Source organism: Ruegeria sp. AA3, assembly GCF_056542905.1.
In genome coordinates this window covers 822,822-835,152 of the sequence record NZ_JBQGAQ010000001.1, presented here as the reverse complement: position 1 = coordinate 835,152, position 12,331 = coordinate 822,822, and the positions used below count along the sequence as shown (strand labels likewise).

Annotated in this window: 12 protein-coding genes; 6 read left to right on the top strand and 6 right to left on the bottom strand. The window is 55.1% G+C overall.

Annotated elements, in window-relative coordinates; genetic code table 11:
• Positions 1–418: 418 nt before the first annotated feature.
• Together ACR0JR_RS04180 and ACR0JR_RS04175 are read left to right on the top strand one after the other, a co-directional pair.
• Positions 419–1,264, top strand: coding sequence for a HalD/BesD family halogenase (locus ACR0JR_RS04180; RefSeq protein ID WP_480455109.1), 846 nt, complete (start codon positions 419–421; stop codon positions 1,262–1,264).
• A 51-nt stretch (positions 1,265–1,315) separates the two neighbouring features.
• Positions 1,316–1,696, top strand: coding sequence for a bleomycin resistance protein (locus ACR0JR_RS04175; RefSeq protein WP_480455108.1), 381 nt, complete (start codon positions 1,316–1,318; stop codon positions 1,694–1,696).
• An 83-nt stretch (positions 1,697–1,779) separates the two neighbouring features.
• Here the strand turns inward: ACR0JR_RS04175 and ACR0JR_RS04170 are convergent, their stop codons facing one another.
• A complete protein-coding gene (locus ACR0JR_RS04170) occupies positions 1,780–2,427 on the bottom strand; it encodes a response regulator transcription factor (RefSeq protein WP_010442161.1) in 648 nt (215 codons plus the stop codon).
• Positions 2,427–3,860 carry a cache domain-containing protein gene (locus ACR0JR_RS04165; RefSeq protein WP_029622026.1) on the bottom strand — a complete coding sequence of 478 codons (1,434 nt, stop codon included), beginning with the start codon at positions 3,858–3,860 and terminating at the stop codon, positions 2,427–2,429. The genes ACR0JR_RS04170 and ACR0JR_RS04165 overlap by 1 nt, the downstream gene beginning before the upstream one ends.
• 246 nt (positions 3,861–4,106) lie before the next feature.
• On the opposite strand from ACR0JR_RS04165, the gene ACR0JR_RS04160 reads away from it, so the two are divergent.
• From ACR0JR_RS04160 to ACR0JR_RS04150, 3 genes are all read left to right on the top strand, one after another.
• Entirely contained in the window at positions 4,107–5,189 is a 1,083-nt protein-coding gene (locus ACR0JR_RS04160) for a TRAP transporter substrate-binding protein (protein ID WP_170473331.1), read from the top strand.
• Between the two features lie 119 nt (positions 5,190–5,308).
• Positions 5,309–6,235, top strand: a complete 927-nt coding sequence (locus ACR0JR_RS04155) for a TRAP transporter small permease subunit (protein ID WP_170472153.1) — start codon at positions 5,309–5,311, stop codon at positions 6,233–6,235.
• A gap of 17 nt (positions 6,236–6,252) precedes the next feature.
• Positions 6,253–8,607 carry a TRAP transporter large permease subunit gene (locus ACR0JR_RS04150; protein WP_170773268.1) on the top strand — a complete coding sequence of 785 codons (2,355 nt, stop codon included), beginning with the start codon at positions 6,253–6,255 and terminating at the stop codon, positions 8,605–8,607.
• Between the two features lie 70 nt (positions 8,608–8,677).
• Here the strand turns inward: ACR0JR_RS04150 and ACR0JR_RS04145 are convergent, their stop codons facing one another.
• From ACR0JR_RS04145 to ACR0JR_RS04130, 4 genes are all read right to left on the bottom strand, one after another.
• Positions 8,678–9,067 carry a VOC family protein gene (locus ACR0JR_RS04145; RefSeq protein ID WP_170540473.1) on the bottom strand — a complete coding sequence of 130 codons (390 nt, stop codon included), beginning with the start codon at positions 9,065–9,067 and terminating at the stop codon, positions 8,678–8,680.
• A gap of 6 nt (positions 9,068–9,073) precedes the next feature.
• Positions 9,074–9,898 (bottom strand): arginyltransferase, encoded by an 825-nt coding sequence (locus ACR0JR_RS04140; RefSeq protein ID WP_170779962.1) that lies wholly within the window; start codon positions 9,896–9,898, stop codon positions 9,074–9,076.
• A 76-nt stretch (positions 9,899–9,974) separates the two neighbouring features.
• The gene (locus ACR0JR_RS04135; protein ID WP_010442168.1) at positions 9,975–10,406 is read right to left on the bottom strand and encodes an RDD family protein; all 432 of its coding nucleotides are present in this window, start codon (positions 10,404–10,406) and stop codon (positions 9,975–9,977) included.
• A gap of 65 nt (positions 10,407–10,471) precedes the next feature.
• On the bottom strand, positions 10,472–10,897 hold the full coding sequence (locus tag ACR0JR_RS04130) for a DUF2852 domain-containing protein (protein WP_170540470.1): 426 nt from the start codon (positions 10,895–10,897) through the stop codon (positions 10,472–10,474).
• 305 nt (positions 10,898–11,202) lie between these two features.
• Here ACR0JR_RS04130 and ACR0JR_RS04125 point away from each other — a divergent pair, with 305 nt between their 5' ends.
• Complete coding sequence (locus tag ACR0JR_RS04125; protein ID WP_480455106.1) at positions 11,203–12,276, top strand: hypothetical protein; 1,074 nt, start codon at positions 11,203–11,205, stop codon at positions 12,274–12,276.
• The last annotated feature ends 55 nt before the right edge of the window (positions 12,277–12,331 follow it).

Genomic DNA, 12,331 nt, shown 5'->3' with positions numbered 1-12,331 from the left:
GCTCCGTTCGCGACATGTGTCTTGCGTGTTGCCAAAAAAAAGCCCCCGAGATTTTCGGAGGCGCATGGGTTCGATTATGGTTTACCGTTACCGGCCCATGCGCGTGTTTCCTACGATTACGACTAGCGCTTTCATCGCCAGAGGCTCCTTCTTTGCGTGCAGGGACATTATGTTTGAGGGGAAGGGGCGTCAACAGGCAAATACAAAAATATTGTAAGTCAGTGTTCATATTTTTTGTTACTTTATTGCGCAAAATGACGCAGATCGAGAAACATCCGTGAAATTTGGGTGAAATTTTGAGTGCATGACGTTGCGTGAGGCTGGTCTGATTGCGTCAGGTCCATGTCTGAAACAGACCAGAGCAACCCCCGATGCTGAGGCAGGCTGATGAAAACAGCACTACATCGGGAGGTCAGACATGTTGCACGATCTTGTAGATTTAGGGCGATATCCGATCGATCGGCCTGACTCCTATGGATATAGGCAGTTGATTGCGGACCTGCGTCGGGATCTGGATGTTGATGGATGTGCAGTCCTGCCGTCCTTTGTGCATGAAGAGGGATTGGAAAAACTGATTGCCGAGGCCGACGAGGTCGCTCCCAAGGCGCATCGGTCATTCAATCGCACGAATGCCTATTTCACTCAGGACGACCCGAGCTTTGGTATCGGGCATCCGATCCGACGGTTTTTCGACCGGTCCAATGCCTTTGTGCCAGCGGATAACTTTGCAGCCTCAAGCCCTTTGCGACGTATTTATGAGTATGAAGGTTTCATGCCCTTCATCCGCGAGGCGCTGAACGAGCCAGAGGATCGGTTCTTTAGATATGACGATCCGTTGGCGGACGTGATCATCAATGTGGTCGAGAAGGGAGGCGGCTTTCCGTGGCATTTCGACACCAATAATTACACTGTGACGCTGGCAATTCAGAATGGTGAAGCAGGCGGTGCGTTCGAATATGCACCCAACCTGCGGACCAGTGAGGACGAAAATTTTAATGGCGTCGCTGCGATTTTGGATGGCAGCAGGAGGGGTGTGCACCAACTGGAACTGCAACCAGGAGACCTGCAGATTTTCAAAGGGCGTTATGCCTTGCACCGGGTTGCTCCGGTCGAGGGTGACCGCAAACGCTATGTCGGAATTTTTTCATTTGTAGAAACCGAAGGGATGTGCGGCGGGGTTGAGCGTACACGGCAACTTTATGGTCGGGTTTTGCCCCAACATTACGCGCGTGCCGGGCTTCGGGATGACGAATTGCTGGATTGAGTTAAGCGAGAGGCTAGACTGGCCACCATATTATCTGCGGAGAAACCATTAATGTCGCAAATACTGCAACTCACACCATTTGTTCTTTGTTCGTCTTTGGACACGCAGATTGAGTTTTATTGCAAGAAGCTGGGATTTACCTGCAATTTCAGGCAGGAGAACTATGCGTTTCTAAGGTTGGATCAAGTTGCCATTCGTTTATTGGAATGCCCGCCGCGATCGGATGGTAAACCATTGGGTGATAACCAATCCTTCTATATTGATGTCGACGGAATTGATGAGCTTTATGAAGAGATGAAAGGGCAGTTGGCCGATTTGCCAGAAGGCCGCGTGCGCCCGCCTTTCGATCAGCGCTATCAGCAGCGCGAATTTCATGTGATCGACGAAGATGGAACGCTGATCTTCTTTGGTCAGGACATTCGCCCCAGGTAACTGGGCATGGCTCCCGCCCGTAATCAACGCGCCATTCGGCGCGCCTTTTCCGGTTGGGCCGGGCAGCGCGTATCGCGCTGTGGTCAGAGCCCGGGGCTGGTGCCCTGCAGAACGCCGTGTTCCAGCGCATAGCGGGTCAAACCGGCAGTCGAAGAGATCCCCAGTTTACGTTTGATATTCTTACGGTGGGTTTCGACCGTGCGGACAGAAATATCCAGAGACTGTGCGACTTCTTTGTTGGATTTGCCCTGCGCGAGTTCCAGCAAGATGGTCTGTTCGCGCCCGGTTAGCGCTTCACGCGTGTCACCTTCTTTCGGTTCCAAAGAACCTCTGGCGCCGGTGCAGAGATAGCGCTCGCCACGCATCACCGCGTCGATAGCTTGCTTGATTTCTTCGGTCGGAACGTCCTTGAGGATGTAGCCCTTGGCTCCGTGACTGAGCGCCGTCGAGATATATTCGGGACTGTCGTGCATTGATAGGATCAGAATGCGGGTTTCAGGCAGGCGTTCCAAGATAATCTCAGTGGCGTTGAGCCCGCTGAGACCGGGCATGTTGAGATCCATCAGGATCACGTCTGGTTCGAGCTGGGTCGCCTGATCAACCGCCTCTTGCCCGTTTGAGAGCGTGCCAACCACGTCTATTTCATCAAAGCTTTCCAGTAGTGACTGAATGCCTTCGGCGACCATGGGATGATCGTCGACTATAAGTACACGGGTGGTCGTGTCGGACATCAGAGACCGGCCTTTCGTTTTGGCGTTGGATCTTCCTGCGGTGGCAGCATATGGCTGAGTGGCAGGCTGACTTCAATCACAGTGCCGCTTTGTCCGCCGCGAGAGGAGAGGATACGCAGGCTGCCGTCAAGCTGCTCAATCCGCTCTTGCATGTTGCGCAATCCGATCCCGGCGCTGACTTGACCGGGTTCGCTACGCAATCCGCGGCCATTGTCGGTGATCCGCATCGTGGCGCCTTTCTTATGACCCCGCAGATCTATGGTAACACGGGTCGCGCCTGAGTGGCGCTCGATATTGGTCAGGGCTTCCTGTGCAATCCTATAAAGGGCGATCTTGCTGTCCTGATCCAGCCGGTTACGGAACACGACTGTCGAAAACTCGGTCTCGATCCCGGTGCGTTCGCTGAAGTCGTCTGTTAGCGCTTTTAGGGCAGGCCCAAGACCCAGATCGTCCAGAACGCCGGGGCGCAGATCGCGGCTAATACGGCGGACTTCGGTGATGGCGGTGGCCAGATTATCGATACCTGTTTGCAGCGGAGCTTGCGCGGCTGCGTCGTCTCCGCGGCCCAACCGTCGACGGGCATTGTCCAGCGCATAACGGACGCCGACCAGTATTTGGCTGATGCCATCGTGCAATTCACGGGCGACACGCCCGCGCTCTTCCTCTTGGGTATCAAGCACGCGCTGGGTCAGTTCCTTCAGTTTGGCGTCAGCCAACCTGCGTTCGCGAAAATTCAGCAACATTCCGGATGCAAAGACGATCAGTACGGCTGCAAGAACGATACCCCCGATATAGAGGAATGTGCGCTGCACGCGCGCCTCGACCTCGGCCCGTGCGTTGGCGACTGTGGCGACGATATCGTCGATGAAAACGCCTGTGCCCACCACCCAACGCCAATCCTGAAGGCCGACGACATAGGCGATCATCTGCGCCTCTTCCCCGGTTGAAGGCTTTTGCCACATAAAGCTGTGCCATCCTGCGCCTTGGCGGGCGAGGCTTATGAACTCATCCACAATGGGCGTGCCATCACTATCCGTTAGGCCAACCCAGTTGCGGTTGATAAACTCGGTCTGGCGCGGGCTGACCAGATTGTTGCCGTCATAATCGTAGACGAAGAAGAACCCGTCTTTGCCGTAGATCATCGCCGAAAGGATTTGCGTGACCAGGTTCTTCGCCACCTCGTCATCGGGCGAGGCGCGGCCGTAGATATAGGCAAACCCGTTGCGCGCCTGTGTGACGTAGTTGCGCAGTTCGTCCTTCTTGGCTTCGATCAGGCGGCGTTCAAGCGCTTGGATCTCGCTTTCAGCGGTTGCGCGGGATTCATATGCGACCACCAAGGCGATCGCAGCCACCGCCGCGATCAATGGGATGGCAGCGACCAGCGACAATTTCTGCGCGTAGGTCAGCGAGATGAGATTCCGGAAACCTCTCATGATCGAATCGATACGCAAGCCGCAGCGAAATTGCAAAAAGATTGGTTGATCAGTGACCTCAGGCAACGCGATTTAGCGCTGGGCACGCGAAATCAGCCCGAATTGCGCCCTCAAATCCAAAAAAATCTGACTGGCTACGTAGTAGTAGGTATTCACATTCATGTGTGCGGAACTAGGCTAACGCGCACTGGAAACGATCGACCCGGCATCACCCGGGGAATGAATATGAAGGGGAGGATCACTCATATGGATCGTCGTAAGTTTCTAAAAACATCGGCACTGGGCGGCTCGGCTGCTGCAGCCACCACGCTGGCAGCGCCCGCCTACGCGCAGGGCAAGCGCACGCTGACTATGGTCACCTCGTGGGGCCGTGGCCTTGCAGGCGTGTTCGACAGCGCGCAGCGTTGCGCCGACAGCATCACCACCATGTCGGATGGCGACCTGAACGTTGAAATCAAAGCAGCGGGTGAACTGGTTGGTGCTTTCGAAGTATTTGACGCGGTATCGTCCGGTCAGGCTGATATGTACCACGCGGCAGACTACTACTTTGTGGGTCAGCACCCGGGCTATGCCTTCTTCACTGCCGTTCCGTTCGGCATGACCGCGCAGGAACTGGTGAACTGGTATTACCATGCCGGCGGTATGGAGCTGCATGATGAGCTGGGCGAAATCTTCGGCCTGAAATCCTTCCTGGCCGGTAATACTGGCGCGCAGGCAGGTGGCTGGTACTCGAAAGAGATCAACAGCCCCGAAGACTTTAACGGCTTGAAGTTCCGTATGCCGGGTCTGGGCGGTAAGGCGCTGGGCAAGCTGGGTGCATCGGTTCAGAACATTCCGGGTTCGGAAGTGTATCAGGCGCTGTCGTCCGGTGCGATTGACGGAACCGAGTGGATCGGTCCTTGGGCTGACGAAAAAGCGGGCTTCCAGGAAATCACCAAGACCTACTACACCGCAGGCTTCCATGAGCCGGGTGCGGGTCTGTCGTTGGCCACTAACCGCGAGGTTTATGACAGCCTGTCCGCTGCGCAGCAGAAGATCATCGAGATCGCAGCAGCCGAATGCCACCAGTGGAATCTGGCACAATTCCTGGCCAACAACGGTGCCGCGCTGGCGCGCCTGCAAGCCGGTGGCGTCAAGGTCATGGAATTCCCTGACAGTGTTTGGGACGCATTTGGTGCAGCCAGCCAGGAAGTTCTGGACGAGAACATGGGTGACGAGCTGTTCAAGCGCATCCACGACAGCGCCATGGCGTCGATGGCTGAGTCCTCGGCATGGAACAACCTGTCGTCGGGTGTTTACACCGCACAACGCGACCGCGTTCGCGGCTAAGTAAACCGCTCAATGCAATCGGTTCCCCCGTAAAGGCGGGGGAGCCTTTCCCGTTGCACATAAGCGGTTCGGACATGCCGCAATAATCAAACGTGCAACCGATACGACCTGGGGACAACATGCAGGACGAAAACGGTATCTCGTTCTTCGGCGCCCTGTGGAATGGACTGATATGGTTCATTCAGAACATTGCCGAAGCCTTCTATAATTTCGGATACGCCATCACGCATCCGCAGCTCTGGCTGGACTGGTCGAACAAAGAAGCAATCATGCGCTTTGTTTACTATGGCGGGTCTGTCGAGTTCTTCTTCGTGATCTTCGCGCTGTTTCTGGTGCTGACGGCCATAGGGCTCTACTACCGGAACTTTATGTGGGGGATGGTGCGCGGGCTCGAGGGTTTTGCCAACACCACGGGCCGTTTCTTTGCCTGGGCGGGACTGCTGATGGTGATCCAGCAGATCGTGATTGTATTCATGCAGCGGGTGTTCACGCGGCCAGATATGTCCTTTGGTTTGGGCATCCCTTTTCAGATGGATATCAGTTGGTTCGCCGAAGAACTTAAACTTTATAACGCGATGGTTGTTTGCCTCTGCTGCACTTATACGTTCGTGCAAGGTGGTCACGTACGCGTTGACCTGATCTATGCGGGCATCAGCCACAAGGCCAAACGCGTCGTTGATATGTGCGGAGCGGTTCTGTTCATGATGCCGATGGCCGTGCTGACCTGGATGTATGGCTGGTACTTCATGTGGCGGCACCTGATCGTGCCGAAACCCTCGGCCAGTGATACGCTGGACCGGCTGCTAGCCAAGTCCCGAGCGCTGCGCTGGAACGTTGAAACCATCGGGTTCAGCCCCAATGGGTTCAATGCCTACTTCCTGTTCAAAATTCTGCTGGTGGCCTTCGCCGCCATGGTGTTCCTGCACGCGATTGCCTTCCTGTATCGTTCGTATCTGGAATACGTGGAAGGGCCGGAAAGTGAAGGAAAATACCTCGACAAGGACAGCCTTGGCGAGGGTGAAGAAGCCTACGAAGGCGCGCATTAGGGACGGAGAACCAGACAATGCTATTCGGACTTGATGGCGTCGAGATAGGCCTCATTATCGTATTCTTCTGCCTCTTCGGGGGCATCCTTTCGGGTTTCCCGGTGGCCTTTGCCATCGGCGGGGCCGGGGTGATTTCCTTCGGGATCATCGCCGCATTGGACAGCGCAGGGCTGTTGATACACCAAGCGATCGACACCGGTTCGCAAGCCTACCGCGACGTGGTGAATTCGGGCGTCAAACCTGATGTGATATCCGTGTTCCGATACCCGGATTTGCCAAGGATCGCCGAACCGGTCTTTGTACAAGGCTGGGAAACCGCGCTGGACCGGAACGTCTCTTTCATCGTGAACCGTATGAACGAGCGTGTTCTGGCCGGGCAATCGATTGAAACCCTGCTGGCAGTGCTGATGTTTGTTCTGATGGGAATCACGCTGGAGCGGTCGAAGATCGCGAATGACCTGCTGACCACGATGGCGCGCGTCTTCGGACCCTTGCCCGGTGGCCTTGCGGTCTCGATTGTGGTCGTGGGTGCATTCCTTGCGGCTTCGACCGGTATCGTGGGCGCGACTGTGGTCACCATGGGCTTGTTGGCTCTGCCTACCATGCTGCGGAACAACTATTCGCCGGAACTGGCGACGGGTGTGATCGCGGCCTCGGGTACGTTGGGGCAGATCATTCCACCGTCCATCGTGATCGTTCTTCTTGGAACGCTGGCTGGTGACCTCTATTCGACCGCGCAGGAAACGCGCGCGGTTGAGGCCGGGTGTACCGACGCGCTGACCTATCTGGGTGAACCCGCGGTTGTTTCGGTGGGCACCTTGTTCCAGGCGGCGCTGCTGCCGGGGATCATGCTGGCGCTGCTATATGCGCTCTATGCCTTTGGTTATGCACTGTTGAACCCGGAAAAGGCCCCTGCGGTTGAGCTGTCGGGCGGTTCGGGTGAAACCATCACGCGCTCGGAAGGTCTGACTTGGCTGCTGGGTGCTCCGGTTGCTCTGATCGTTGGCGCTGTATTGCTGGGCAGTGCGGGCGTGATCGGAAGCCAGAATGTCTCAGTCTCGGCATTCTCGGATATCGGGCAGGGCGCATCACTGCGCACAAACGTCTCGGAAGAGTGTCAGGCTTCGATGATCGAACTGCATGGTCAATCCGCCTGGGATCAGGCGGTGGCCGAGCAGGAAGCGATCGATGAGGCAGGAGGTGCAGCTGAATCCCAACGTCTGAGCGAAGAGGAACTTGCGGCTGCACAAGAGGCCAAGATCGCTGCCGCTGCACCGATAGGAAACGGTGTCGCCGTTATTGTGGTTCTGCTGGGGCTCACGTTGGTACTGGGACGCGGGATTGCTCCATCGCGGTCGCCGCAACCTCTGATCGTCGGGGCTATCGGCTTGTTGCTGATGCTGCTGGTCGATGTGCTGCTGATTGCACCGACAACGTCGTCCGGGGCGACGTTCCTGTTGCTGGCGATACCCTTCGCGTTTGCCATGTACGGCTGCAAAGAGGCGGCCGCACGATGCGCCACTAATGATCTGATCAGGGTGGTGTTCCCGCCGCTGGTCCTGATCATCGCGGTGCTGGGATCGATCCTTGGTGGTGTTACCAACCCCACGCCCGCAGCGGCACTGGGGGCGGGTGGGGCTATAATGTTGGCGGCCTATCGCAAGCTGCAGGATCAGGGTAGATCGGGCAAGGTGATCATATGGTCGACCTTTGCAGTGATCATTGCGCTGCTGATGGGCGTGAACTTTGATCTGCGTATCAATCAGGGCGGTGTCACGGTCGAAAGCTGGATTGCCTTCATCATTGCCTATTCCGCTTATCTTTACGCGCTGTTCGGGCTGTTGTTCGCATGTTGGGTGCTGTTCTCGAGCGGGGTTCTGACACCTGTAGTGCGCGAGACGGCCAAGGTGACCTCGATGGTCTTTACCATCCTGATCGGATCGCAACTGCTGAACCTAGTGGTGATCTCGTTCGGAGGGGAGCATTATATCCAGCAGTTCCTCAAGAGCTTCGACAACGAATTCACGGTCTTCCTGATCGTGATGCTTGTGTTGTTCTTCCTGGGCTTTGTGCTGGATTTCCTCGAGATCATCTACATCGTGATCCCGATCGTTGGGCCGGTGATCTACGGCGGGTCGTTCGACCCGAAATGGGTGACGATCATGGTGGCGGTGAATCTGCAGACCTCGTTCCTGACGCCACCGTTCGGATTTGCGCTGTTCTATCTACGCGGGGTTGCGCCCAAAGAGGTCACAACCGGCCACATCTATCGTGGCATCATACCGTTTGTGATCATTCAGGTGGTGGGTATCGCGATCTTGTGGTTCTTCCCCTCGATCGTCACCATTGTGCCCGATCTGATACCAAGCTGATTGAGGCGATTTATGTCCAAGGGAAAGGGGGCTTCGATGCCCCCTTTGCTTTATGCAACTGTGAAGGGGATCAGGTGAACTGGATCAGGTCCCAGCGATTGCCGAAGGGGTCACGCCAGACCGCTACGGTACCGTAGGGTTCGTAGCGAGGCGGTTCTTCAAAATGAACGCCGTTGACGCGCATGTTTTCGTAGTCCCGATTGAAATCATCTGTTTCAAGGAAGAAGCCGACACGGCCCCCTGTCTGGTTCCCGATGCACGAGCGCTGAACGCCATTTGCAGCTTTGGCAAGCAAAAGCGTACCCCCAGATGATCCCGGAGGCGCGACGCGCACCCAGCGTTTGCCACCACCCAGATCAATATCCTGGAGCAGCGAGAAGCTCAGCACATTGGTGTAGAACGCAATCGCATCATCGTAATCCGGCACTACAAGAGTGACCGCGTGAAGGCTCTGCCTCATTGCAGGTTAGCCTTTCGTCGGATGTCTGTCAGGCAGTTGGATATTGGCCACCTGCTCGGCAATGGGGGCCGATGACAGAGGGTGGTGCGCTGTCTGGGCGTATTGTTCCGGGTCTTCAATCTGCTTCCATTCGCCTCGAATATAGGCCTGAAGCCCCGAAAATTTGGCTTTATAGTCCATCTTCGGACTGCCGGGGACCCAATATCCCAGATAGATGTAAGGCAATCCGGCCTCGCGCGCGATCTCAATATGGTCGAGGATCATATACGTACCCAGCGAGTGTTGCTGAAACTGTGGATCGTAGAACGAGTAGACCATGCTCAACCCGTCATCCAGCACATCGGTCAGGCTGACTGCGATCAATTCGTCTGTATCGGGATCGGCATATTCCACTACGCGGCTGCGGATCGGGGTTTCCTCGATCATCGCGGCAAATTCAAACACATCCATATCGGCCATACCGCCATCAGCATGGCGAGCATCGAGATAGCGCCGGAACAGGTCGAATTGCTCATCAGTGGCCCACGGCGATGTGGCACGCCGATTCAGGTAGGAATTGCGCCGATAGGTCCGTTTCTGGCTTTTGCTGGGGCGAAAGCTTGAAACATCGATGCGCGCTGACAGGCAGGCGGCGCAATCGGTGCAGGACGGACGATAAAGCACATTCTGCGAACGGCGAAATCCTTGTTGCGACAAGCAATTATTCAGCTGGTCCGCGCCTTCTCCCTGAAGGGCGGTGAACAGTTTGCGCTCCATTCTACCCTCAAGATAAGGGCAGGGTTGGGGTGCCGTCACATAGAATTGTGGCGCGATTGGCAGCGTGTGTCGCATGAAGGTCCCGCATTTCCTCGGGACCGATGATAACAACGGTTTTTGGTGCCGCCAAGTGTTTCACTCAGGTGTTTAGTCAGGCGCGTTGATTGATCATCACGGTGCCAAGGAAGGCATCGGTAAGGCCCTGACACCGGGCGCTGGTCATCATCATGATAACCGAGATGATCTGCAGTACTGGAAACGCCATGCTAACGAAATAGCCTGCCGTGTGTGCGATGGCTTTGCCTGTATCCATCCGGGCACCAAACGCATCACGCAACTCGATCCCCATAAAGCGCATCCCCAACGTGGCCGAGCCATTCGCGATAGTGACAACGCGGTAGACGAAGCTAACCACGGCATAGATCAGGGCCAGGATGAAAAAACCCATGCCAAAGGTCAGCAGAATTGCAACTGTACACAGCAGCGAGATGAAGGCGATGTCGAACAGCCAAGCAAAGAAGCGTTTGGTCGCCACGGATTGATAAAATTCGGGCTGGCTGTCGGGATCAGGCAGGTGAGTCATAGAGTGCGGTCCGGAAGTTTGTCAGAAACACCCTGTCCCGACAGGCGGGACAGGGCAAGTTCAGATTAGACGGGTTTATTGCCATCGTCTGCGTCGTCGCGATTGTCGCGGGCGCGTTCGTCCATGAATTCGTCGAACTCGGCCTTATCCTTGGCTTCGCGCAGGCGATGCAGGAAGGCCTCAAAGTCCTTCTGTTCACGTTCGAGCCGCGCCAGCGTGTCAGCCTTATACGCGTCAAATGCGCTGTTGCCCGAAGGTTTCATTGCGCTCATATGACTGTTCCACGATGAACGACGGCTGCAGGATTTGCTGAACATGCGTTTGCTCCAGATCATATAGGCAAGGAAGGCAAGGCCGATCGGCCAGAAGAAGATAAAGCCAAGGACCATTGCGGCGATCCAGGCGCCTTTGCCCTTGCTGTCAAGCCAGGCTTCGCTTCGGTGCAGCCACCCCGGGTTTTGGGGAACGGCGTGGTCGGACAATGCGGTCATTTTGCTCTCTCCAGTTAGGATGTAAATTCTCTTCACATTTCCTAGATGGGAGGGGTCGATCGGCAATGCAAGGGGTGTATGTAAAAAAGATTTACATTAGCTCAAAAACGGGTTCGTTTCGCTAAAAAAGGCCTTTGTAAATAAGAGAGGTGGCGATCGCTTCTGTTCCGGTACTTCAGCCGAGTATGTGCGTGCAATGCGAATTAACGCCCGATTAAGATCGCTTAATATTCAACCTCTTCGCTAGTGATCCACGTTTATGTGCATACATAATGCTGAGCTTAGACTTGCAGGGAGGCCTTAAAATGATTGCTGGGAATACATCGCGTTGGCAGCCTTTGCTGGGGGATGAGTTCATACTGCCGATCGAACCTCATTTGGTTGCAAGCACTTACGGTGCGGGTGATCGGCCCTTGGGTCACGATGAACTCTTCCAATATGAAATCGCCACCGATCCGACATGTATTGCGCAAGATACTTCGCTGGATGTCAGCGCAAGCTCAGTGGGTCAGAATGAGGTCCCGTTTCGAAACCTCGACCCTTATGATCTGACTGGTAAAGACGATCTGCCCAACATCACACTTCATGAGCGAGGCGGTGGGCCTGTCTATTCGGAGGTTGGTGTCTATCACGGGGCCGGAATTGATGGGGTGGAATTCGGTCTTTTGCTGACGGGATACCAAATGGTGTCCGATAACAGCACGACGCAAATTTCTGAGCTGTATCACGAACAAATTGTCGAACTTGAGTTCGCACATCAGAATGGTCAGTTTGTGCCGGCAGGTTATCAAACCTATTCAAGCTTTGGATTTGAGGGGCAGTATACGGATCAGTCGGTTCAGTTTTACCATTTGTCCATCGAAGCAGAGCGTGAAGAAAGCTTTCAGACCCAAATGCTCTTTGGAAGTGAAGATCCGGTCCTAACGTCTTATTGCTATCATGAAGTTCTTGCGATTGCTGGAGAGGCGTTTCAAAACGGAATCGCCGATTTTTCATTCAGTCTCCAGTATTCGATCGAATTTCAAATGAATGCTTATGGTCAGTACGAGCTGCTTGCCGAAGTCGCGTTTGAGGGGCAGATAAACTATTTGAATGCCCAGACGCGGGAGTTTCAGTTTTACGATTATGTGCCTATCGTGTTTCGCGATCTTGAAAGCTTGGAATTTCCTCCCTTTTCAGATCAGCTTGCTGATCAATTGGCCATGTTTCAATACAGCATGGGTGAGGCCTGGGATGGGTTGGCGCAATTGAACGATCAGCTTGAGGCGGTGTTCGTGAAGATGCGCGAAGATGGACTTTATGACGCGTGGGACCAGATCGGGCAGGGGCCTGATAACCCGTACAATTTCGATTTGCCGCCGCCTGATCTGTGGCTATAACGAATTGGCCAAAGCTTAATCGATCCAAGTGTTTGCCTTGGCTGTATCTGATATT

What these genes read in the sequence shown, in the direction of transcription:
- ACR0JR_RS04180 (WP_480455109.1), top strand. Translation starts at nt 419, where the DNA reads ATGTTGCACGATCTTGTAGATTTAGGGCGATATCCGATCGATCGGCCT.
- ACR0JR_RS04175 (WP_480455108.1), top strand. Translation starts at nt 1,316, where the DNA reads ATGTCGCAAATACTGCAACTCACACCATTTGTTCTTTGTTCGTCTTTG.
- ACR0JR_RS04170 (WP_010442161.1), bottom strand. Translation starts at nt 2,427, where the DNA reads ATGTCCGACACGACCACCCGTGTACTTATAGTCGACGATCATCCCATG.
- ACR0JR_RS04165 (WP_029622026.1), bottom strand. Translation starts at nt 3,860, where the DNA reads ATGAGAGGTTTCCGGAATCTCATCTCGCTGACCTACGCGCAGAAATTG.
- ACR0JR_RS04160 (WP_170473331.1), top strand. Translation starts at nt 4,107, where the DNA reads ATGGATCGTCGTAAGTTTCTAAAAACATCGGCACTGGGCGGCTCGGCT.
- ACR0JR_RS04155 (WP_170472153.1), top strand. Translation starts at nt 5,309, where the DNA reads ATGCAGGACGAAAACGGTATCTCGTTCTTCGGCGCCCTGTGGAATGGA.
- ACR0JR_RS04150 (WP_170773268.1), top strand. Translation starts at nt 6,253, where the DNA reads ATGCTATTCGGACTTGATGGCGTCGAGATAGGCCTCATTATCGTATTC.
- ACR0JR_RS04145 (WP_170540473.1), bottom strand. Translation starts at nt 9,067, where the DNA reads ATGAGGCAGAGCCTTCACGCGGTCACTCTTGTAGTGCCGGATTACGAT.
- ACR0JR_RS04140 (WP_170779962.1), bottom strand. Translation starts at nt 9,898, where the DNA reads ATGCGACACACGCTGCCAATCGCGCCACAATTCTATGTGACGGCACCC.
- ACR0JR_RS04135 (WP_010442168.1), bottom strand. Translation starts at nt 10,406, where the DNA reads ATGACTCACCTGCCTGATCCCGACAGCCAGCCCGAATTTTATCAATCC.
- ACR0JR_RS04130 (WP_170540470.1), bottom strand. Translation starts at nt 10,897, where the DNA reads ATGACCGCATTGTCCGACCACGCCGTTCCCCAAAACCCGGGGTGGCTG.
- ACR0JR_RS04125 (WP_480455106.1), top strand. Translation starts at nt 11,203, where the DNA reads ATGATTGCTGGGAATACATCGCGTTGGCAGCCTTTGCTGGGGGATGAG.